This window comes from Achromobacter sp. 2789STDY5608621, assembly GCF_001299375.1.
Classification (GTDB): Bacteria; Pseudomonadota; Gammaproteobacteria; order Burkholderiales; family Burkholderiaceae_B; genus Achromobacter; species Achromobacter insuavis.
Genome location: NZ_CYTU01000038.1, coordinates 40,665 through 61,267 on the forward strand (window position 1 = coordinate 40,665; position 20,603 = coordinate 61,267).

17 protein-coding genes and 1 pseudogene are annotated in these 20,603 nt (G+C 69.6%); 11 read left to right on the top strand and 7 right to left on the bottom strand.

Translation table 11 applies throughout. From position 1 onward, the window contains the following. Positions 1-607, top strand: a 607-nt coding sequence (locus AOZ53_RS25675) for a DUF4139 domain-containing protein (RefSeq protein WP_156333518.1), incomplete at its 5' end; no start/stop codon positions are given. A gap of 28 nt (positions 608-635) precedes the next feature. On the opposite strand, the gene AOZ53_RS25680 is transcribed toward AOZ53_RS25675, so the two are convergent. Continuing rightward, on the bottom strand, positions 636-1,859 hold the full coding sequence (locus AOZ53_RS25680) for an EAL domain-containing response regulator (RefSeq protein ID WP_054460664.1): 1,224 nt from the start codon (positions 1,857-1,859) through the stop codon (positions 636-638). Between the two features lie 254 nt (positions 1,860-2,113). Here AOZ53_RS25680 and AOZ53_RS25685 point away from each other — a divergent pair, with 254 nt between their 5' ends. After that, on the top strand, positions 2,114-3,238 hold the full coding sequence (locus tag AOZ53_RS25685; RefSeq protein WP_054434909.1) for a 3-deoxy-7-phosphoheptulonate synthase: 1,125 nt from the start codon (positions 2,114-2,116) through the stop codon (positions 3,236-3,238). A gap of 85 nt (positions 3,239-3,323) precedes the next feature. On the opposite strand, the gene AOZ53_RS25690 is transcribed toward AOZ53_RS25685, so the two are convergent. Beyond that, complete coding sequence (locus tag AOZ53_RS25690; protein ID WP_054489908.1) at positions 3,324-4,559, bottom strand: NAD(P)/FAD-dependent oxidoreductase; 1,236 nt, start codon at positions 4,557-4,559, stop codon at positions 3,324-3,326. 128 nt (positions 4,560-4,687) lie between these two features. On the opposite strand from AOZ53_RS25690, the gene AOZ53_RS25695 reads away from it, so the two are divergent. The 7 genes from AOZ53_RS25695 (at position 4,688) to asd (ending at position 11,875) form a co-directional block, all read left to right on the top strand. Further along, on the top strand, positions 4,688-5,290 hold the full coding sequence (locus AOZ53_RS25695) for a GNAT family N-acetyltransferase (RefSeq protein WP_054489910.1): 603 nt from the start codon (positions 4,688-4,690) through the stop codon (positions 5,288-5,290). 121 nt (positions 5,291-5,411) lie between these two features. After that, on the top strand, positions 5,412-5,918 hold the full coding sequence (locus tag AOZ53_RS25700) for a hypothetical protein (RefSeq protein ID WP_054435660.1): 507 nt from the start codon (positions 5,412-5,414) through the stop codon (positions 5,916-5,918). 377 nt (positions 5,919-6,295) lie between these two features. After that, complete coding sequence (locus tag AOZ53_RS25705; protein ID WP_054489912.1) at positions 6,296-7,015, top strand: response regulator transcription factor; 720 nt, start codon at positions 6,296-6,298, stop codon at positions 7,013-7,015. Between the two features lie 4 nt (positions 7,016-7,019). Next, complete coding sequence (locus AOZ53_RS25710) at positions 7,020-7,901, top strand: HpcH/HpaI aldolase/citrate lyase family protein (RefSeq protein ID WP_054489914.1); 882 nt, start codon at positions 7,020-7,022, stop codon at positions 7,899-7,901. 239 nt (positions 7,902-8,140) lie between these two features. After that, on the top strand, positions 8,141-9,775 hold the full coding sequence (locus AOZ53_RS25715; protein ID WP_054489916.1) for an ATP-binding cassette domain-containing protein: 1,635 nt from the start codon (positions 8,141-8,143) through the stop codon (positions 9,773-9,775). A gap of 33 nt (positions 9,776-9,808) precedes the next feature. Then, positions 9,809-10,801: an AraC family transcriptional regulator gene (locus tag AOZ53_RS25720; RefSeq protein ID WP_231690688.1), complete on the top strand. Its 993-nt coding sequence runs from the start codon at positions 9,809-9,811 to the stop codon at positions 10,799-10,801. 207 nt (positions 10,802-11,008) lie between these two features. Further along, on the top strand, positions 11,009-11,875 hold the full coding sequence (asd, locus tag AOZ53_RS25725; protein WP_054489920.1) for an archaetidylserine decarboxylase: 867 nt from the start codon (positions 11,009-11,011) through the stop codon (positions 11,873-11,875). Here asd and AOZ53_RS33795 read toward each other — a convergent pair. The 5 genes from AOZ53_RS33795 to AOZ53_RS25750 form a co-directional block, all read right to left on the bottom strand. Next, complete coding sequence (locus AOZ53_RS33795) at positions 11,872-12,369, bottom strand: DUF3304 domain-containing protein (RefSeq protein ID WP_180180111.1); 498 nt, start codon at positions 12,367-12,369, stop codon at positions 11,872-11,874. The genes asd and AOZ53_RS33795 overlap by 4 nt on opposite strands. A gap of 86 nt (positions 12,370-12,455) precedes the next feature. Next, positions 12,456-14,612, bottom strand: a complete 2,157-nt coding sequence (locus AOZ53_RS25735) for a T6SS phospholipase effector Tle1-like catalytic domain-containing protein (protein WP_054478452.1) — start codon at positions 14,610-14,612, stop codon at positions 12,456-12,458. Continuing rightward, positions 14,609-15,475: a DUF4123 domain-containing protein gene (locus AOZ53_RS25740; RefSeq protein ID WP_054489922.1), complete on the bottom strand. Its 867-nt coding sequence runs from the start codon at positions 15,473-15,475 to the stop codon at positions 14,609-14,611. The genes AOZ53_RS25735 and AOZ53_RS25740 overlap by 4 nt, the downstream gene beginning before the upstream one ends. Then, positions 15,468-18,275, bottom strand: a complete 2,808-nt coding sequence (locus tag AOZ53_RS25745) for a type VI secretion system Vgr family protein (RefSeq protein ID WP_054489924.1) — start codon at positions 18,273-18,275, stop codon at positions 15,468-15,470. The genes AOZ53_RS25740 and AOZ53_RS25745 overlap by 8 nt, the downstream gene beginning before the upstream one ends. Before the next feature lie 26 nt (positions 18,276-18,301). Continuing rightward, on the bottom strand, positions 18,302-19,207 hold the full coding sequence (locus AOZ53_RS25750; RefSeq protein ID WP_156333515.1) for a hypothetical protein: 906 nt from the start codon (positions 19,205-19,207) through the stop codon (positions 18,302-18,304). Positions 19,208-19,445: 238 nt separating this feature from the next. On the opposite strand from AOZ53_RS25750, the gene AOZ53_RS25755 reads away from it, so the two are divergent. Together AOZ53_RS25755 and AOZ53_RS25760 are read left to right on the top strand one after the other, a co-directional pair. Continuing rightward, on the top strand, positions 19,446-20,297 hold the full coding sequence (locus tag AOZ53_RS25755) for a M15 family metallopeptidase (protein WP_054434048.1): 852 nt from the start codon (positions 19,446-19,448) through the stop codon (positions 20,295-20,297). 70 nt (positions 20,298-20,367) lie between these two features. After that, a pseudogene (locus tag AOZ53_RS25760) lies at positions 20,368-20,603 on the top strand (hypothetical protein); the annotation flags it as partial.

Consider the following 20,603-nt stretch of genomic DNA (forward strand, 5'->3'; position numbering starts at 1 on the left):
CGCCTCGTTCCAGATCCGCCAGCCCGCCACGCTGCCGTCCGACAACAGCACGCAGCGCGTCGCCATCACCACCGCCAAGCTGCCGGCCACGCTGCAATACCAGTCCACCCCGGCGCTGCGCGAGGCCGCCTTTCTGACCGCGCTGGCCAACAACAACACCGAATACCCGTTCCTGGCGGGCACGCTCAACACCTACCTGGAGGACGCCTTCGTGGCCGCCTCGTCCATGAAGCCGGTGATGCCCGGCGAAAAGGTCGAGCTGGCCCTGGGCGCCGACGACGGCATCTCGATCAAGCGCCAGCTGGTCAACCGGTTCACCGAAAGCACCGGCTTCTCCGGCAACGGCAAGCGCGTGACCTACGAATACAAGATCACGGTCAAGAACAACAAGGCCACCAAGGAACAGGTGAGCTTCAAGGACCGTCTGCCGATCTCGCGCAACGAGAAGATCGAGGTCAAGCTGCTGTCGCCGGCCGACCGCGACATCAAGCGCGAAGACGATGGCGTGCTGGTGTGGAACTGGGACATGGAGCCCGGCAAGTCGCGCGACGCGGTGCTCAAGTTCTCGGTCGACTATCCGGGCGACATCGACGTGGCCGGTCTCTGAGCGGCGATCGCGGCGCCGCCGGCCGGCCTCATTGCCGGCGGCAGAATGCGATGAAATCGGCCGGGGCCAGCGGCATCGAAATGCCGTAGCCCTGCGCCAGCGTGCACCCCAGCTCGCGCAGCAGCAGGATGTCGCGCTCCTGCTCGACCCCTTCGGCCACCACCCGCCGTCCCAGCACCCGCCCCATCTCGATGGCCGCCGCCACCACCGCGCGCGAGGCCGGCTCGCGGTGCATGTGGACGATGAAGTCGCGGTCGATCTTCAGTTCGGTGAACGGCATGGCCGAGAACAGCCGCATCGAGGCGATGCCCGCGCCGAAATCGTCCATGGCCAGCTCGAAGCCGCGCACCCGCAACAGGTTCAGGGCCGACGACAGGGCCAGCCAGTCGGTGACCGGCTCGTCCTCCGTCAGTTCCACCTTGACCAGCCGCGCTGGCAGCCCGGCCTGCGCCACCCGCTGCTCCAGGCCGTCCGGCAGCCCCGGCGCGCACAGCGTCGAGGCCGAGGCATTGATCGCGATCGGCACCGCGATGCCTTCGGCGTGCATCTCGGCCAGCACCTCGACCACGCAGTCGGCCACGCGATTGAACAGCGTCCGGTCCAGCCCCAGGCGGTGCGCCGCCGGCACGAAGTCGACCGCCGGAATGGCGCCCAGCGTCGGATGATCCCAGCGCGACAGCGCCTCGGCCGCCACCGCGCGGCCGGTGGTCAGGTCCACCTGCGGCTGCAGCACCACGCTCATGCCGTCGCCGGAATTGAGCGCGCGGCCCAGCTCGGCCTCGATCACCTCGCGCCGCACCGCGGTGCGGCGCGGCGACGCCGTATCGTCGTCCAGGCTGTGCAGCGCCGTCTTGATGGCGTGCTGCATGGCGGTGCGCGTCACCGGCTTGGCCAGCGCCTGCGACGACGGGCAGCCGGCCTGCAGCGCCAGCCGCACATGCGATTGCAACAGTTCGTCGGAAAGGCTGCTGATCCAGACGATCGGCGGCATGCTCTTGAGCCGGCCGCCGTCAACCAGCTGGCGCAGTTCGTTGGGCAGGCGGGTGCCGTCGCCCTCGCCCATGACGATGTCGCTGATCACCACATCGTAGGCCTGGCGCGCCAGGGCGCCGATGGCCTCGGCGCTGCTGCCGACCCCGGCCACCCGCCGGTACCCCAGGGCCAGCAGCATGTTCTGCAGATACGCCCGCTCCACCGGGTGGTCTTCCACCAGGAGAATCCGTCGAGAGGCGCCGGCGTCGGATTTGGGCATCGGTCATGTCCTCGGGCGTATCGGCATGCGGTGACCCTGGCTTGGGCCGCCAGGCCGGGGCGCGGTCGCGGGAACGCGTTGGGTCAATGCTAAGGCATCTTCCCCCACTGTAGCGCCACCGAACACGTCCTAGGCCCATTTGCCGCCCGGTCGCCATCGATCGTCCTAGGGCACACGGGGACATAGCCCGGACGGACGACGCCCGCCGGTGCGATAATGGCGGTCTTTCCCGCATCTACGGCACGGAGCTTCCCTTGACCCGCATTGACGATCCCCTGCACGACCGCGAGGTCGGCACGGCCGACGCCACCCAGGACAACACCCGCACGGACGACACCCGCATCAGCGCCGTGCGTCCGCTGATCTCGCCCGCCCTGCTGCAGGACGAGCTGCCGGTGTCGGCCGAGATCCAGACGCTGGTCGAGGACAGCCGCGCCCGCATCGCCGACGTGCTGCACGGCCGCGACGACCGCCTGGTGCTGGTGGTCGGCCCCTGCTCGATCCACGACCACGGCCAGGCCATGGAATACGCGCGCCAGCTGCGCGCCGCCGCCGACCAGTACCGTGACGACCTGCTGATCGTGATGCGCGTGTATTTCGAGAAGCCGCGCACCACCGTCGGCTGGAAGGGCTACATCAACGACCCGCGCCTGGACGGCAGCTTCCGCATCAACGAAGGCCTGCGCCGCGCCCGCGAACTGCTGCTGGACATCAGCGGCCTGGGCCTGCCGATCGCCACCGAATTCCTCGACCTGCTCAGCCCGCAGTACATTGCCGACCTGATCGCCTGGGGCGCCATCGGCGCGCGCACCACCGAAAGCCCCAGCCACCGCCAGCTCAGCTCCGGCCTGAGCTGCCCGCTGGGCTTCAAGAACGGCACCGACGGCGGCGTGCAGATCGCGGCCGACGCCATCGTCGCCGCCAGCGCCAAGCACGCCTTCATGGGCATGACCAAGATGGGCATGGCCGCCATCTTCGAAACCCGCGGCAACGAAGACACCCACGTGATCCTGCGCGGCGGCAAGCAAGGCCCCAACTACGACGCGGCCAGCGTCGACGCCTGTTGCGCCGTGCTGCGCGCCGCCGGCCAGCGCGAACAGGTCATGATCGACTGCTCGCACGCCAACTCCAACAAGTCGCACCTGCGCCAGGTCGACGTGGCCCGCGACATCGCCGCCCAGCTGTCCCAGGGCGACAGCCGCATCACCGGCGTGATGATCGAGAGCCATCTCGAGGAAGGCCGCCAGGACCTCAAGCCCGGCCAGCCGCTGCGCCATGGCGTGTCGATCACCGACGCCTGCCTGGGCTGGAGCCAGACCCTGCCGGTGCTGGACCTGCTGGCCGACGCGGTGCGCCAGCGCCGCGCCAAGGCCGCCTGAAGCGGCCTGCCGCCGCCCCGGTCCGCGCCGCGTCGCGGCGCACGCACCGGGCGGCCCCCGGCAACCGCCCGCGTCCCGCGCGGGCCTAGCGGTTCAATGCATACGGCGCCGGATCCATGTCCGGCGCCTGTCCCGTCATCAGGCAGGCCAGCAGCTTGCCGGTCACCGGCCCCAGCGTGAAACCGTGGTGCGCGTGGCCGAAGGCCAGCCACAGACCCGCATGGCGCGGCGCCGCGCCGATCACCGGACGCATGTCCGGCATGCAGGGCCGACAGCCCATCCAGGGCGTTTTCTCCACCGCCTCGCCCAGCGGCAGCAACTGCGCCGCCAGCGCCCGCGTGCGCGCCACCTGCACCGGCGACGGCGGCGCGTCGCGCGGCGCGAACTCGGCGCCGGTGGTCAGGCGCAGGCCCAGCGTCATGGGCGACATCACAAAGCCGCTGTCGATATCCGCCACCGGATGCGACAACGCCGCCCCGTCTTCCAACGCGAAATGCTGGTGATAGCCGCGCTTGACCGCCATGGGCACGCGATAGCCCAGTGGCCGCAGCACGTCGGGCGACCACGGCCCCAGCGCCACCACCGCCTCGCGCGCCTCGACCGGCCCGGTCACGCCGCGCACGCGCCAGCCGCCGGACACCGCTTCCAGGCTGCGCGCATCGCCCCGCGCCAACTGGCCGCCGCGCTGCTGGAACAGGGCCGCGTAGCCGCGCGCCACCGCGCCGGGATCCGACACGTTGACCGGGTCGCGCCAGTGAATCGCGCCCACCATGCGCGGCGACAACGACGGTTCCAGGGCCGCCAGGGCCTGGCGGTCCAGCACCTGGTAATCCAGTCCGTAATCGGCCAGCGCGGCGGCGTCGGCCGCGGCGCGGTCCAGGCTCTGCTGGCTGCGCATGCCGTCGATCCAGCCGTTGCGGCGGAACAGCGCGCCGATGCCGGCGGCGTCCTTGAGCGCATCGTGCTCGGCCACGCTGCGCTCGATCAGCGGCAGCATCGCGGCCGCGGCGCGCGCCAGCCGCGACGGCGCCGAATGCCACCAATAGCGCAGCAGCCAGGGCGCGATGCGCGGCAGGAAGCGCGCGTGGTAGCGCACGTCCGGCGTGCGGTTGCCGGCATAGCGCAGCAGGCTGCGCCAGTCGCGCGGAAAGGCATAGGGAATGACGCTGGCGCGCTCGATCAGCCCGGCATTGCCGTAGCTGGTTTCCTCGCCGGGACCGCGCCGGTCCAGCAGGACCACCGAACGGCCGCGCGCCTGCAGGTGCAGCGCGGCGCTCACCCCGATGATGCCCGCGCCCAGGACAACCACGTCTGTTTTCATGCGCCGCATTCTGCGCCCGGGCGCGGGGTTCGGCAAGCCGCCGACGGCGGGCGTAGAATCGCTGGGCGTCCGGGACGCCGCCATGACGGCGCGCGCCCGACCGCGACGCGCCCGCGGAGTCTCCCGTCATGTCCTCCCCCGCCCGCCTGCCGCCCGTCACCCTGGAAGGCGAGATCGTCCGGCTCGAACCCCTGACCCTGGCGCACGCCGCCGCGCTGGCCGAGGTCGGACTGCATCCCGAACTGTGGCGGCTGCAACCCGAACCGGTCGCATCGGCCGACGACATGCGCCGCTATGTCGAGCGCGCGCTCGATGGCCAGGCCGCCGGCGCCTGCCTGCCGTTCGCCATCGTGCGCCGCGCCGACGGCCAGGTCATCGGCACCACGCGTTATATGGATATCGCCCTGCCGCACAAGCGCCTGGAGATCGGCGCCACCTGGCTCACCCCCGCCAGCCAGCGCAGCGGCGCCAACACCGAAGCCAAATATCTTTTATTGCAGCACGCCTTTGAAACAATTGGTATCATGCGGGTTGTGTTCAAGACGGAAGTGACCAACCTGCAATCCCGGCAGGCCATTCTCCGTATCGGCGGCGTCGAGGAAGGGGTGTTCCGCAAGCACCTCATCGCGCAGTCCGGACGCACCCGCGACATGGTCTATTTCGCCATCCTCGACGAGGATTGGCCCGCCGCCAAAGCGCGCCTGCTGGCACGCCTGCGGCGCGCGCCGTAGCCCGGGCGGGGCATTGTTCTTTGTTGACATCAAGGCCGGCGCTCAAGTTCACGCAACTTGACGCCGTTAACGCAGTACCGCGGAGCAAGTTTCCACCCGCCCCGCCTCTTTCAAGTCAGGTATGGATCGTTCTCCCCTCGCCCCGCCCTCGCCGCTCGGGCACAACCAGCGCACCATCTTCATCTACACCGAAGAACAACGGGGCAACCAGCTGGTGGAATCATTGGTCATCGGCATGCTGTCGGACGTCTCGGGTTCGGACAAGCTCGTCGTGGTGCAGGATCCGTTCAGCGGCCTCAAGTTCATCTACCGCGTCGACCACGAAAGCAGCAACCTCGACGCCGCGGCCATTGCCGAGCAGGACGAGTCCGCTTTCAACGGCAAGAATTCCGTTCAGATCAACTCGATGTCCTACAAGTTGGGAACCGCCGAGAACGCGATGAAGCTGTTGCGCGGCAAGACCCAATGGATCCAGGACAAGGGCGCGGTGCTGTCGGTGCTGCTGCAGAACGCGGCGGCCCGCAAGACGCGCTTCGCCCCGCCCCGCATCGAACGCGATCGCGTGCGCACGGTGCCGCAGGGCGTGCCGGTGGAATACCTGGCGGACTCGACGACGCCGCCGCAATGACCCGGCGGCGCTGAACCGCTGAACAACTGTCAGGCGGCTTTCTTATCCACAGAAACTGTGGATAAGAAATTCGCGGGCGCACGGCTGCTGGCCGTTACGGCGCCGTTGACGGGGCTGATCATTTTTTGACCACCGGCATGGGCGCGGTTCGGGGCGCCTTGCAACAGCGTTCGCTGCACCGCAATATGCCGCGCCGCCGCAACGGCGATAATGATATTCTCCGCGAGAGCGCCTCGAGGGGATCACACCGATGGCGCCGTATCCGGCCCGCGCCAGGCGGACTCACTCACACCAATAAGAAGCCGTAGCATGAAAGGAGCGGAAAGCGTGTTTGCCCTTGGAGCGCCTCGCGCACAACCGCCTGCTCGACCGGCGCCGTGACCATCATCATCGTCGACGATCACGGGGACTGGCGCGACACCATCGCCGAATTCATCCACGACCTCGGCCTGGGCGAAGCCATCCTCACCGCGGGCTCGCTGTCCGAACTCGACCAACTGCTGCTGAGCGTCACCCCCGGCATCCTGGTGCTGGATGCCATGCTGCCCGACGGCGACGGACTGGCGCGCGTGTCCCACTTGCGCACCACCTATCCCTCAATGGGCATCATCATGCTCACCGGGCGCCTGTTGAGCGAGGACAAAGTGTCCGGCCTGAGCCTGGGCGCCGACCATTACCTGACCAAGCCCGTCAACCTGGCCGAACTGGGCGCGACGCTCGTCTCGCTGTCGCGCCGCCTGCGCGTGGTGCCCGCCAACAGCCCCGAGGCGCCCAGCGCCGACGTCTGGCGCTTCGATCCGGCGCGCCGCATGCTGGTGTCGCCCAAGCGCATCCATGTCGACATCACCGACACCGAGAGCCGCCTGATCGGCGCGCTGATCCAGGCCGCGCCGCTGCCGCTGTCGCGCGGCCGGCTGGTCGAGGCGCTGGGCGCCAGCGCCGAAGCCTACGACACCCACCGGCTCGACGCTCACATGCATCGCCTGCGCCGCAAGCTGCACGCGCAGGCCGGCGGCGACATGGGCATCCGCACGGTGTATGGCGTCGGCTATGTCTGCACCATGCCCGTGCAGGTCATCAGCAATCCCAAGAGTTGAATCCATGTCCCTCGCCGCCCGTCCCCGCCGTTCCGTCCTCTACATGCCGGGCGCCAATGCGCGCGCGCTGGACAAGGCGCGCAGCCTCGACGCCGACACGCTGATCCTGGACCTGGAGGACGCGGTCGCGCCCGACGCCAAGGCGCTGGCGCGCCAGCAGGTCGCCGCGGCCCTGCGCGCCGGCGGCTATGGCCGGCGCGAATGCGTGGTGCGCGTCAATGCGCTGGATACGCCGTGGGGCCTGGACGACGTGCGCGCCATCGCGCAGGCCGGCGCCGATGCGGTGCTGCTGCCCAAGGTGCAATCGGCGGCCGAACTGGAAACCCTGGCGCAGGCGCTGGACGCGGCCGGCGCGCCCGCCGCGCTGCCGCTGTGGGCGATGGCCGAAACGCCGCTGGGCTTCCTGCGCCTGGACGCCATCGCCGGCGGCCACGCGCGGCTCGCGGCCATCGTGGTGGGCACCTCCGACCTGGTCAAGGACCTGCACGCGCGCCACACGCCGGAACGCCACGAGACGCTGCTGGCACGCTCGCTGGCGGTGCTGGCCGCGCGCGCCCATGGCCTGGCGGTGCTGGATGGCGTGCACCTGGATCTCGATGACGATGCCGGCCTGGCCGCCGCCTGCCGGCAGGGACGCGACCAGGGCTTCGATGGCAAGACCTTGATCCACCCGAAGCAGATCGCCGCCGCCAACGCGGCCTTCGCGCCGACCGATGCCGAACTGGCCAGCGCGCGCAAGCGGCTCGATGCCTGGCGCGCCGCCCAGGCCGCCGGCCAGGGAGTGGCGGTGGTGGACGGCGCGCTGGTCGAGAACCTGCACGCGTACGAGGCCGAACGCCTGCTGGCCCTGGCCGACGCCATCGCCGCGCGCTCGGCCCCGGCCTGAAGCCGCGCCACGACTGGCTGAACCCGCCCTCGGGCGCGGGTCCGCGCGGCCGGCTACAATAGCGCCCGCGATCGGATGGGCATCGGCCCCGTCCGCCTGCCGCGCCCGACGCGGTCCGCATGTCGCGCCGCCGGCGCGATCGCTCCACGGTTCCTTCTTTTTGCGCCGCACTTTGTGGCGGGAGCCTTGCCGCGCTTATTTCACGCCACCCCGGTCGGCACCCTCCAGCCACACGATTCATGATCCGCTTCCAACAAGTTTCACTGATGCGCGGCGTCAAGCCCTTGTTCGACAAGGTCGACCTGCTCCTGAACCCCGGCGACAAGATCGGCCTGATCGGCGCCAACGGCGCCGGCAAGTCGAGCCTGTTCGGCCTGCTGCGCGGCACGCTGCACGCCGACCAGGGCGACCTGGACTACCCCGCCAGCTGGCGCATGGCCTACGTGGCGCAGGAAACGCCCGCGCTCGACCGCCCCGCCATCGAATACGCCATCGACGGCGACGTCACGCTACGCAGGCTCGAAGCCGAACTGGCCGCGCTGGAAGCGGAACCCGAGAGCGCCGAGAACGGCCTGCGCATGGCCGACATCTACGCCGCGCTGGCCGACGCCGACGCCTACACCGTGCATTCGCGCGCCGAACAATTGCTGACCGGCCTGGGCTTCACGCAGGCGCAGATGCAGTTGCCGCTGACCAGTTTCTCGGGCGGCTGGCGCATGCGCCTGAACCTGGCGCAGGCCCTGATGTGCCCGTCCGACCTGCTGCTGCTGGACGAGCCCACCAACCACCTGGACCTGGACGCCATCATCTGGCTGGAAGACTGGCTCAAGCGCTATCCCGGCACGCTCATCGTCATCTCGCACGACCGCGACTTCCTGGACGGCGTGGTCAACGTCATCGTCCACATCGACGAGCGCAAGCTCAAGCGCTATTCGGGCAACTACTCGTCGTTCGAGCGCCAGCGCGCCGCCCAGCTGGAGCTGGCGCAGGGCATGATGGAAAAGCAGATGCGCCAGCGCGCGCACCTGCAGTCGTTCATCGACCGCTTCAAGGCCCAGGCCAGCAAGGCGCGCCAGGCGCAGAGCCGCATCAAGGCGCTGGCCCGCATGGAGGAAGTGGCGCCGCTGCGCGCCGCCGCCGAGTTCTCGTTCGAGTTCCGCGAACCGCTGCGCGCGCCCAATCCGCTCTTGACGATGGACAAGGTCAGCGCCGGCTACCGCAACACCGACGAGGACAGCGGCGTCACGTCCGACAAGATCATCGTGTCGGGCATCGACTTCTCGCTGCAGGCGGGCCAGCGCCTGGGCCTGCTGGGCATCAACGGCGCCGGCAAGTCGACCTTCATCAAGACCATCGCCGGCGAGCTGCAATCGCTGGCGGGCGACACCCAGTTCAACAAGGGCCTGTCGATCGGCTACTTCGCCCAGCACCAGGTCGAGATGCTGCGCCATGACGAATCGCCGTTGTGGCACATGACCAAGATCGCGCCGACCGTGCGCGAACAGGAACTGCGCAACTTCCTGGGCAGCTTCAATTTCAACGGCGCCATGGCCACCAGCTCGATCGCGCCGTTCTCCGGCGGCGAGAAGGCGCGCCTGGCGCTGGCGCTGATCGTCTGGCAGCGCCCCAACCTGCTGCTGCTGGACGAGCCCACCAACCACCTGGACCTGGAGACCCGCGAAGCGCTGACCACCGCGCTGGCGCAGTTCGAAGGCACGCTGGTGCTGGTGTCGCACGACCGCCACCTGCTGCGCGCCACCACCGACCAGTTCATCATCGTGGCCGACGGCCGCTTCAGCCCGTTCGACGGCGACCTGGACGACTACAAGGACTGGCTCTACAAGACCAAGCTGTCGGCCAAGGCCGCGGCCTGACCGCGCGCGCCGAACCGGCATAGAATCGCAGGCATGTCCCGCCGCGCCGCGGCGGTCGCGCCCGCCTTCTCATGCCCTGAACCCATGGACAGCCTGAGCCAGCTCCTGTCGACGGTCGAGCCCGCCGGCACGGTGGACCTGCTGTGCCGCTACGGCGGCCGCTGGCGCGCCGACCACCCGCAGGCGCCGGCGGGCCACGTGCCCTACCACGTCATCCTGCAAGGCGAAGGCGTGGCCCGCGTCGGGCGCGACGAGCTGGCGCTGCGGGCCGGCGACATCCTGCTGCTGCCGCACGGCGCCTCGCACCTGCTGCGCGGCATCGACGACACCGCGCCGGCCGCCTCGCCGCCCGCCGACATCCGCCACAACGGCGTCCTGACCGAACTGACCCAGGAAGGCCCGGGGCCGCGCCTGGAAATGCTGTGCGGCGGGTTCACGCTGGGCCGCGCCGGCGGCCTGCTGCTGATGGCGCTGCCGCAGGCCATGGTGCTGCGGGCCGCCGCCATCGGCGGCAACACCGCGCTGGCCGCCCTGCTCGGGTTGATGCGGGCCGAGGCCGAGCAGCCGCGGCTGGGCGGCGCGGCCATCATCAATCAGCTGTCCACCGCCCTCTTCACGCTGGTGCTGCGGGCCCTGGTCCATGACGGCCAGCAGACCCGCGGCCTGCTGGCCCTGATGGCCGATGCGCGGCTCGCGCCCGCGGTGCAGTCGATGCTGCTGGCGCCCACCGAGCCATGGACCCTGGCGTCGCTGGCCGAACGCTGCCATCTGTCGCGGGCCACCTTCGCGCGCCAGTTCGTCCGCGCCAGCGGCCTGACGCCGCTGCGCCTGCTGACCGCGATCCGCATGGAACACGCCGCGCGCCAGCTGGAACGCCGCAAATGGTCGGTGGCGCGCGTGGCCGCCGAATGCGGCTACCAATCGGAAGCCGCGTTCGCGCGCGCCTTCAAGCAGCACTTCGGCGCCGGGCCGGGCGCCTACCGGCGCCAGGGCGTCGCGCCGGCCGATACGGCCCAGGCGGCGTAACGGCACGGCCGGCATAGCGCGCCGCGGCCCGTCAAATCGCACGACGAAAGCTGTCCGCCCCATGGTCCATTCGCGGCCGGACGCGTTACAATCCCGCGAATTGCACGCCCGGGCGCGATCGGCCACGCAGCCATCGACACCGCCCCGTGCGCGACAACCTCCAACCACGTCCCGCTGTCCGCGGGACGCGTTTTTTAGCGCTCCTAGATGCCCATCAAAGACCAGATCTTCCTCGCCAGCCAGTACCTCGCGCCGCATCACCTGGTGTCGCGTTTCTTCGGATACGCCTCGGACTGCCGGGAACCCGCGGTCAAGAACTGGATGATCTCGCGCTTCGTGCGCAAGTATGGCGTGGACATGCGCGAAGCCGAGCAGGAAGACGCGCTGGCCTACGAGTGCTTCAACGATTTCTTCACCCGCGCCCTCAAGCCGGACGCGCGGCCGCTGGACGATGAGCCCGGCGGCGTGCTGTGCCCGGCCGACGGCGCCATCAGCCAGATGGGCGCCATCGAGCATGGCCGCATCTTCCAGGCCAAGGGCCACAGCTATGGCCTGACCGACCTGCTGGGCGGCGACACCGAACGCGCCGCGCCGTTCCAGGGCGGCGAATTCGCCACCATCTATCTGTCGCCCAAGGACTACCACCGCGTCCACATGCCGGTGGCCGGCACGCTGCGCGAGATGATCCACGTGCCGGGCCGGCTGTTCTCGGTCAATCCGCTCACCGCGCGCAACGTGCCGCGCCTGTTCGCGCGCAACGAACGCGTGGTCTGCATCTTCGACACCGAGCACGGCCCCATGGCCGTGGTGCTGGTCGGCGCCATGATCGTGGCCTCGATCGAAACCGTCTGGGCCGGCCTGGTCACGCCGTACAAGCGCCGCGTCAAGGCGGTGCGTTACGACGACGCCGCCCGCGCGCCGATCCACCTGGACAAGGGCGCCGAGATGGGCCGCTTCAAGCTGGGTTCGACCGCCATCGTGCTGTTCGGGCCGGACAAGGTGCGCTGGGCCGACACGCCGTCGGTGCGCGGACCGGTGCGCATGGGTGAATTGCTGGCGCTGCCGCGGAGCTAGCGCGACGGCGCCATGGCGGGTGGCGGCGGGTGCTTGTCGAGGAAACGCTTCAGGTCCGCCTCGGTCGCGTCCGCCGGCTGCGGCAGCCCCTGCAGGAAACCCGGGCCTCCCGGACCGTAGTCGGACGGTTGCACGAAGATCTCTCCGCCCGGCAGAAACACCGCCCAGGCATAGCCATCGTGGAAGGGTTCATAAGGCAGCACGGGCGCATCACGCACCATCAGTTGGGTTTCCCCGCGCTTGAACATGGAATCCGTGCGCCACTCGATGCGCATTGTCATGCCGGGCTTCCACTGCGTTGGAATGGCAACGCAGCAGGTGCCCGAACTATGAGAACGCGGCCGGGCGTTCCCGGCCCAGCCTTGATTGATATAGACGGGATCCAGGCCTTCACCAAGGTAATTGATGATGCCGAGCCGGACACCAAGCGTCTCGGGTATCGGCATCGACTGGGCCCATGCGGGCTGGCCCGCCCACGCCTGAACGGCCAGCAAGACACCGACCAACGCATAGCGGCCCGAGGCGATCAGGCCCCGCGGCGTGAACCAGCAACTCCGTGACGCGCTTGATATCCGCATGACTAGAACCGGGGCAAGGCGTTGAAATTCATCGGCATGTTCTGCAAGGCCCGCTGCGTTTGCTCCCGGTCCTGCTGCGCTTCCCTTTGCGCACGAACCTGGGGATTGGCGTAAACCGAACGCCAGCGCAGATATCCCCACTGCCAATAAAACTCCCGCCCGTCCGATTGCAACACCAGATCGTCCGGGTTGGCGCGGTAGCGTGCCAGTTCCGCCTGTTCCTGCTTGTTGGGGCGCGCGATCAGCGCCAGGTCGGGACGCCCGACGGCAACATACTCCTCGGCCTCTTTCTCGCGTTTTTCCAGCTGCTTGATGCGGTCCTTCTGCATCGCGATCCAGACATCGTCATCCTTGCCCAGCGGCTTGAACCAGGCGCGCGAATCATGCACGAAGTTATCCAGCAGGTCGATTACCGCCGCGGCCGGACGGCCGGGGAGATTCCAGACGGTGCGGAGTTGATCGAGCCACATCTTCTCCTTGTTTCCTCGCAGCAGCAGCATGACGCTGTCGTAGAGCCGGGCGCCTCCGCCCCCGGCGCCTGGCATGGCCGTCGGCGTCGACGTGCGCTCCAGCGCATTGTCCGTCGTCAGCTTGCGCACTTCCAGCAGCAGTTCGTCATTGGCCCGCACCAAGTCTTCGTAGTCCTGCGGATAGTTGGCCCTGGCCCGCAGCGAGCTGGGAATGCCGCCGATCCACTCCGGTCCGCGATCGGCGCGCAAGCGCCGCCAACGCAGATACTGCACGTAGTGGTTGTACATGATGCGCCGGGTCGACGTCTGCTTCTGCGAAATGTCGGCGGTCGCGGTCACGTAGGCGTTGAAGGCGGCGCGCAGTTCCGCCGACACCTGGAATCGGGCCTGCGCGGGTCCGGGAGCGGTATGAAGCCGCAGCGGAACGCCGGCCTGCACGGCTTCCCGGTACATATCGCACAGCGGGATCTGCGACAGCTTGTCGCTGTCCCTCGTGCCGCGGCCCTGCTCCGCCGGCTTATAGCCGCCGCCCACGTCCGAGTGCACGCCCGGATAGACGATTTCCTCGTAGCTCGGCCCATCGATCAGGTCCAGCGGAAAAGACCCGCGCACTTCGTGAGCGCCGACCATGTGAACGCAGCGCGACACCGCGTTCGGAATCTCCAGGTCTTTCTTGCGCGCCCAGGCGCCGTGGCCGTCCCAGACGTCCTCGCTCACGCTCTGGGCGATGCCCGCGGACGCCACGGTATCGAACAACCCCATGAAATCGAGGTCGACCTTGATGCCCGCCAGGCGCAGCACGCCATCGCCGCGGGGCTGATAGAACGAAATGCCCTCGGGCGGATCGCACGCATCCTTGAGCCAGTTGGCGAAGACCCGGGCCTCCGCCGCGCCGCGCGAGAAACCGAAGATGGATACCCGGATGCGCTCGATCTTCGGCTTGGCGTCCAGATAGCCTGCCAGCATGGTCCGCAGGTCCCGGTTGCGCCGCGCCAGCACCGTATAGCGTCCCATGTCCTTCGGTTCGGTGTTGTTGACCTCCCGGACACGCAACAAGGTGTCCAGAAAACCCTGCGTGCGCCGGGCCAGGACATCGGCCCCATCGCCCGGACTCATCCCGGTATAGGCGGCCAACGGGATCTTGGCGGCCTTGGCCAGGTCCTCGATCTGCAGGCGCGACAGGGACATGTCCGCGCTCATCTCCCGGACGAGGGCGCGGGTGTCCTGGCCCAGAGCCGCCGTCAAGGCGCGCGATGTGAAGTGCTGGTGCAGGTGGTTCTGGAACTCCAGCAACGCCCAGTTGATACGAGCCTCGCCGCCCCACCCGGCGGCGGCGCCGGCCTGCGCATGGGCCCCTGTGCCGGGATCGCCCACCTTATCGACACAAGGGGTACCGACGCCCTCGACATAGGACCGGAAACGATGCTGACGGGCGCTGTAGCTGGGATCAACGGCGTCGTCGAACACGGAATACAGCCGGGCGACATTGGTCTGCGTGTGGTTGCCGGCCCGCTCCGACATGTACATGTTGTTGCGCGTGCCATCGAAGAAGAAGCCGAAGAACAGCTCGATCGAGCAGTCCGTGCCGGCCTTTTCGCCCATGCGCTGGCAGGCCTTGCGCTGTTCGCGGAAATCCAGGTCCGAGGGAATCTCGCGGCAGGGGCCGGCGAAGCGGAATTTGAAAGTCATGAGGACAGTTCCGTGCTGGAAGCGGCCAGAGACGGCATCGGATTGACGGGCGCCAGCATTCCGCGGCGGCGCAGCAACGCCAGCGCGTGCCGATAGGCCAGCGCTTCGTTGTCCAGCCCGCGCCGCGCCAGGCGCTGCACGCCTTCCAGGATCAATTGGTACGCGGTCGACGGCGGGCCATTCAACGCGCCGAACAACGGCGCGCGCAACTGCACGAAGCGCAGGATCGCATCCGGCAGCGCCAGCAGGCGCAGATGGCGCTGCTGATCCGCGGCGATCACATAGGGGTCGGTCGGCGCGGCCGGATCGAAGCGCGGATCCCCTTGCACCACCCGCAGCGCGCCGTGGCGGTCCACGTACGACCAGCGCTCGATGCCGGCCAGCAACCGCTGGCGCTGGGCCGGCGCGAACACATCCAGCAGCGCGGCGAAGGAACGCGTGTCGGCCAGGCGCAGCAGGTACGCCTTGCCGTCGGCGTCGACCGCCTCGATCTGCCGGCCCAGGTGATCCGCCAATTGCGCCAGCGATGCCGGCGTGGTCAGCAGGCTCAACATCGGCCGGCCCCGCGTCAGTTGCAGGAGCTTGTCGCACAGCGGCGCGCGCAGCGCCGGCACCCAGGGCAGCCGCAACAGATACGGCGCCACCTGGTCCAGGCCCTCGCCCTGGTAGCGGCCGGCGTAGAGCGAGCAGTAGTCCTCGGCGTCCAGCCAGCGCGCCAGCCGCTCGGGCAGGCGCGGCGAGAAAGCGGCGTCGAGCAGCACGTAGCGCTCCGGCGCGTCCGGGTGGTTCCAGGCGGCGTCGTGCAAGGCCCGCGCCACGTCCGGCGCGGCGGGATCGATCCAGATGTCGCGGTCCTCAAGCATTCTTCACCGTCATGGCGGAACCGCCCGCGGCCGCCTCCACCGCGCAGCTGACGCAGACGCTCTGCGGGAACTGCGGGAAGGGATACGGCAGCTGGTCCGGCCCGGCGAACTGCTTGTTGCCGGTCTTGACGTCGATGCGGCCGGGCGCGGTGACGGTGATGTTGCCGCCCTCGAGCACGATGCTGGCGCCCGCCGCCGTCGCGATGCGGATGCGCTTGGGCGCGGCGTATTCCACCGCGGTCTGGGCGCTGCCGACCGTCAGGTCCTGCTGCGCCTGCACCCGCAGGATGTCGTGCTGGGCCTGGATGTCGACGTTGCCGTTGGCCGAGATCAGGTCCAGGCCCGAGCCCGCCCCGCCCTGCTGCAGGCCCGCCACCATGCCCAGGCCCTGCCCCGTGTGCAGGCGCAGCGCGCCCATCACGGCCAGGTTCTGGTCCTTGCCCGAAGACCAGTGCACCGCCTCGCCAGCGGTGTACTGCAGGTGCTGCCCGGCGATCTGCGCCAACCCGGCGCGCGCCGCCATCAGCACCACCGGATCGGTCGCGTGCGGCACCTTGCCCTGCGCCGCGTCGGTATGCTTGGCCGAAGCGTCGCCGCGCGCGCCGTCCACGCTGTCGCCCGCCACCGTGCCCGAGACCGCCCGGTGCATCGCCGCCAGCGGCGCCTTGTCGCCATCGAGCGAGCGCGCCATCTGGTCGGTCTGGCCCGCCAGCGCCTGCACCCCGGCCGCATCGCCGATCACGCTGGCATCGTTGCCGTTGCCGCTGTAGGTCGAGAGCAACACGCCCGCGCCGCCGCGCACCGCGCCGTAGCCATCGGTGCGCAGCTCCGCGCCCAGGCCGCGCAAGCCGCCGCGGTAGTTGCCGGCCTGGTGGATCAGGTGGCCCAGATTCAGCTCGCTGGCCTGCTGGCTGCTCTTGACCTGCATGCGCAGCTGGCCGTCGGTGTCGTCGAACACGATCTGGTTGTAGCCCGCGCCGCCGAACTCCTTGCTCTTGAAGCCGCTCAACGCGGCCGCGTTGCGGTGGTTCTCGTCGCCGCCGGCCGCGCCATGCCAGGCCGGCGCGTTGCCCGCAGCAAGGTTGGCCTGGGCGCTGGGCGCGGCATCGCGCGCCGCGGCGTAGACCTGCGTGTCGGCCTTGGCGCCCGGGCGTCCGCCCGGCGTGGCGGGCGTGCCGCCTTCGCCGCGGCCGTTGTACAGCGCGCCCACCACGATGGGCTGATCGATGTCGTCGTCCAGGAAGCGCACCAGCACCTCCTGGCCGATGCGCGGCACGAAGCTGATGCCCATGCCCGCGCCCGACTGGCGCTGCGCCACCCGCACCCAGCGGCTGGCGGCCTCGCCGTCGGCGGCGTGGGCCTGCCAGTGGAAGCGGATGCGCACGTCGCCGCGCTTGTTGCGCAGGATCTCGTCCTGCTCTTTCGCTTGCGTGCCGCCCTCGGCGTCGGTCACGACCGCCGTGTGCACGCCATGCACCGACGGCGCGCCGCTCAGGCGCGCGCCGCGCCGGTGCGCCAGCTGCGGCCGCCACGGCCGGTCGCAGCGCACCGCCTCGAAGCGGTTGGCGTAGCCCACCTCGCGCGCTTTGGCCAGCACGGCCGCGTCAACACGCAAGGCGATATCTTCACTCGGCGACGCGCCCGGCGCGGCCAGCGCGTCGCCATCCAGCACCAGGTGCCGATCCAGCCCGCCCAGGCGCTGCGCCAGCGCGGTGCGCGCTTCGGGCGGCAGGTTGTTGATGCCGATCTGCTCGACGCGGTCGAGCGCGAACAGCGGCTCGAAGCCCGCTTCGTCGGCCGGACCCAAGGCAGACAGGTCCTGCAGCGTAAAGCGCGTGCCCGAGCGGAACGTGCGCACCACCCCCAGCCCGACGAAGGTTTCGGCGCGGGCGCGCAGCGCCTCGGTCGCCAGGTCCGCCTGCCGGCGCGCCTGGGCTTCATCCGCGAAGCCGCCGTGGCCGGCGACCTCGTACCAGTCCAGGCCCTGCTCGTCGCCATGGCCGCTGGCCGCGTTGACCAACGATTGCGCGGCCACGGCGCGCTTGCCGCTGTCGTGCCAGCCCAGCACGGTGATGCTGTCGGGCGTGCGGCGGCGTTGGCGCGCCAGCGCCTGCACGGTGTCGCGCGATTCGGTCGCGGCGGCGCGCTGGAAGCGGATGCCGCCGCCCGCGGACTCGGCGTCCTCGGCCAGGTTGCGGCTGTCGGCGAACAGCTGCACCACGTGGCGCGCGGGCGCGCTTTCGTCTTCCAGCACGGTCCAGCCCAGGCCGGCCTCGGCCAGCAGGCGCATCAGGAAGTCGTAGTCGGTCTCGCGGTACTGGGTGGTGTAGGGGCGCGGCTTCAGGCCCGCCAACGCCGGTTCGACGTCGGCCGCCAGCCGGTAGACATAGCCCTCATAGCCGTCGAGCACATGGCGCACGATGTCCAGCACGGCCTTGCCCTCGAACACGCGGCTGGCGCGCCGCTGCGTCGCCAGCCACAGCCACGGCACGACGGTCAGCCGGTAGCGCGCCAGGCCGGCGTCGCCCGCCAGCAGCTCGGCCTCGCGGATCACGCCGCTGCGCGCCGCGCGGCTGCCGTCGGCGCGCGTGGTCCACAACGTGACCGGGCGCGAGATCATGTCCTGCAGCGACAGGCCGGCGTCATCCGACAGCGCCACCACGCGCAACTGGCCGACGCCGGAGAGCGCCTCGCGCGCGATCCAGCCCTCCACCTGCAATGACGCGAGCACGCCCTCGCCTTGCAAACGGTAAAGACGGGCATCGGCATTGAACAGGCCGGCGGTGGCAGTGGGATCCATCTGGGAAAAACCTTGGTCAGGCGCGATCACGGTTCAATGTGGGATTGCGCATTGGGACATTCGGGGGCCGTGCCCCAGTGGCCGGCGCAGACGCGCAGGCGGCATTGTTCGCTTTCGAGAAAGCCGAGCTTGCGGCATTCCCCGAGGCGGGTGGCGAGCGACGATCCCGGCAACTCGCGCACGAAGATACCGTCGGTCTTGTAGACCTTGGTGCCGGGCGGCGATGCCGGCGGCAGGCCGTAGGCCATCAGCGTCGCCAGCAGGGCCGCGTCGCTGTCATTGCGTGGCGTGGCCTTGCCGCGCGCCGGCGCGCTCTTGGACGTGGACGCCGGCGCGCCGGGCGTTGCCGCGGCCACCACGGTGGCTTCGCGCGAACGCTCCGCATGTTGCGCGGCGGGGCCAGGCGCCCTGGACGGCGCGGCGCGCGGCACGGCGGCGGGCTTGGGCGCGGCCGCCGTCACGGCCAGCGCGGCCAACGGATTGGCGGGCTCGCCTTCATCGGCGGCCGGCGCGGGCTGCGTCAGTTGCGCCAACGGATGATCGTCGATGATGGCGGCGGCATTGGAGGGCGGCGCTTCCGTGTTCGCCGGCATCCGCGCCTGTGCGGTCGCGCTGGCGTTGGCCTGCGTCATGGCCGTGGCGGCGCCATTGCCGGCGACGGGCTTGCCGGCGACGGGCTTGCCGTCGGCGGCCGGCCGGGACTCGGGTTCCGTGCGCGCCACCACCACCGGCAATTCCGCCGTGTCATAGACCGCCCACAGTCCCGCGCCGACACATCCCAGAAACAGCGCCAGCAACACCAGCAACGGCGTCTTCGAACGTTGTCTGGGCGGCAGGTGTTTGGCCTCGGCCTCGGGCACGCGGCCTTCGAGCGTGGCAAGAATGCGCGACGACGGCTGCGCATCCGGGGAGGATGAGCGCCCGGCAAGCAAGCTGGGAATAGAGGGCGGTGGTCGCGATCTTTTTTCGTCTTCTGCCATGCGAGGTCCCGTGTCGGCAGGGGCGCACGAAGCCCCTTTAACCAAGGTGTCCGAGAATACCTGATGACACCTTTTAGATCACGGCTTGTTGTTACGATTCCTAAAGCATCGACGCCGTCTGCAACGCCCAAGCGCTTGCCTCAATCCCGAATAGAACAAAAGATTACGCCTTCGTGATTGAGGGATACCGTTGCTAGTTCTACTGCCCCTATATTTTCTGCTCGCGATAGGCGTCTCCGCGCTGCTGGTCTTCCCTTCCTTCCGGGCGGGAACCGCGCGGAGCGTACGCGCGTTCGCGCAGGGAATGCGGCGCCGTGTGGCGCGCGGCGCGGGGCAGGCGGGCGATGTGGTCGGCGGCTCCGCGCAGGTGGTCCGCGCGGGCGTCGGCCGGGCCGGCAATACGTTTTCCGCCTACCGCTGGCAGATCGCCGCGGGCCTCGCGGTCGTGTTGCTTCCGTCCCTTTTCGCTTTCGTCATGCGACACAATCACACATTTATTTACGAGGATCGGATGGCCGGTCCGGACCCTCGTATCCAGGCGCTGTTGACCGGCGAACGGCTGGTTCCGCCGCCGCCGTTGCCGCCCGAAGTCTTCACCACGCGCGAAGTGGAATTGGTGCGTCCGAACCTGGGCGGCGCGAGCCGCGACTGGAACCTGCTGGACGCCGATTACCGCCAGCGCCTGCTGGCCGCGTATCGCATCATGCGTGAAGAGCATGGCTATGAAATGGTGCTGATCGAGGGCTACCGCAGTCCCGAGCGCCAGGAAGAATTGGCGAGCAAAGGCTCGCACGTGACCAACGCCGGCGCCTACCAGAGCTATCACCAATATGGCCTCGCGGCCGACAGCGCCTTCCTGCGCGATGGCAAGGTGGTGGTCTCGGAAAAAGACCCGTGGGCCATGCGCGGCTACGAACTGTTCGGCGAGACCGCCGAACGGGTCGGCCTGACGTGGGGCGGCCGCTGGAAGCTGATGGACTTCGGCCACACCGAATTGCGGCGGCCGGGCGTCATGCGGCGCGACGCGGGAGCCGCGCAATGATCCGATCATCTCGCGCGACTACCCTGACCCTCTTGCTCTCCCGACCAACCGATCACCGCGACGAACCCACATGACCCGTTTTCTCAAAACCGGCCTGGTGCTGGCCCTGGTGTTCGGGGTCGTCTGGCTGGCCGTCATCATCTGGTGGCAGGAGTCCCGCACGCTGCCCACCGGGCTGGACATCGGCCTGTACCTGTTCGCGTTGCCGCTGGCGCTGATCGCCGCCGGCTGGGCCGGCCTGCGCATCGCCCGCGCGCGCCGCGAAGCCCGCGCCGCGGCCGCGGCGGCGCCCGCCGCCGGCACGCA

Coding starts and splice junctions, on each gene's coding strand:
- AOZ53_RS25680 (WP_054460664.1), bottom strand. CDS start 1,859: ATGCCCAAATCCGACGCCGGCGCCTCTCGACGGATTCTCCTGGTGGAA.
- AOZ53_RS25690 (WP_054489908.1), bottom strand. CDS start 4,559: ATGAAAACAGACGTGGTTGTCCTGGGCGCGGGCATCATCGGGGTGAGC.
- AOZ53_RS25695 (WP_054489910.1), top strand. CDS start 4,688: ATGTCCTCCCCCGCCCGCCTGCCGCCCGTCACCCTGGAAGGCGAGATC.
- AOZ53_RS25700 (WP_054435660.1), top strand. CDS start 5,412: ATGGATCGTTCTCCCCTCGCCCCGCCCTCGCCGCTCGGGCACAACCAG.
- AOZ53_RS25710 (WP_054489914.1), top strand. CDS start 7,020: ATGTCCCTCGCCGCCCGTCCCCGCCGTTCCGTCCTCTACATGCCGGGC.
- AOZ53_RS25715 (WP_054489916.1), top strand. CDS start 8,141: ATGATCCGCTTCCAACAAGTTTCACTGATGCGCGGCGTCAAGCCCTTG.
- AOZ53_RS25720 (WP_231690688.1), top strand. CDS start 9,809: ATGTCCCGCCGCGCCGCGGCGGTCGCGCCCGCCTTCTCATGCCCTGAA.
- asd (WP_054489920.1), top strand. CDS start 11,009: ATGCCCATCAAAGACCAGATCTTCCTCGCCAGCCAGTACCTCGCGCCG.
- AOZ53_RS25735 (WP_054478452.1), bottom strand. CDS start 14,612: ATGACTTTCAAATTCCGCTTCGCCGGCCCCTGCCGCGAGATTCCCTCG.
- AOZ53_RS25740 (WP_054489922.1), bottom strand. CDS start 15,475: ATGCTTGAGGACCGCGACATCTGGATCGATCCCGCCGCGCCGGACGTG.
- AOZ53_RS25745 (WP_054489924.1), bottom strand. CDS start 18,275: ATGGATCCCACTGCCACCGCCGGCCTGTTCAATGCCGATGCCCGTCTT.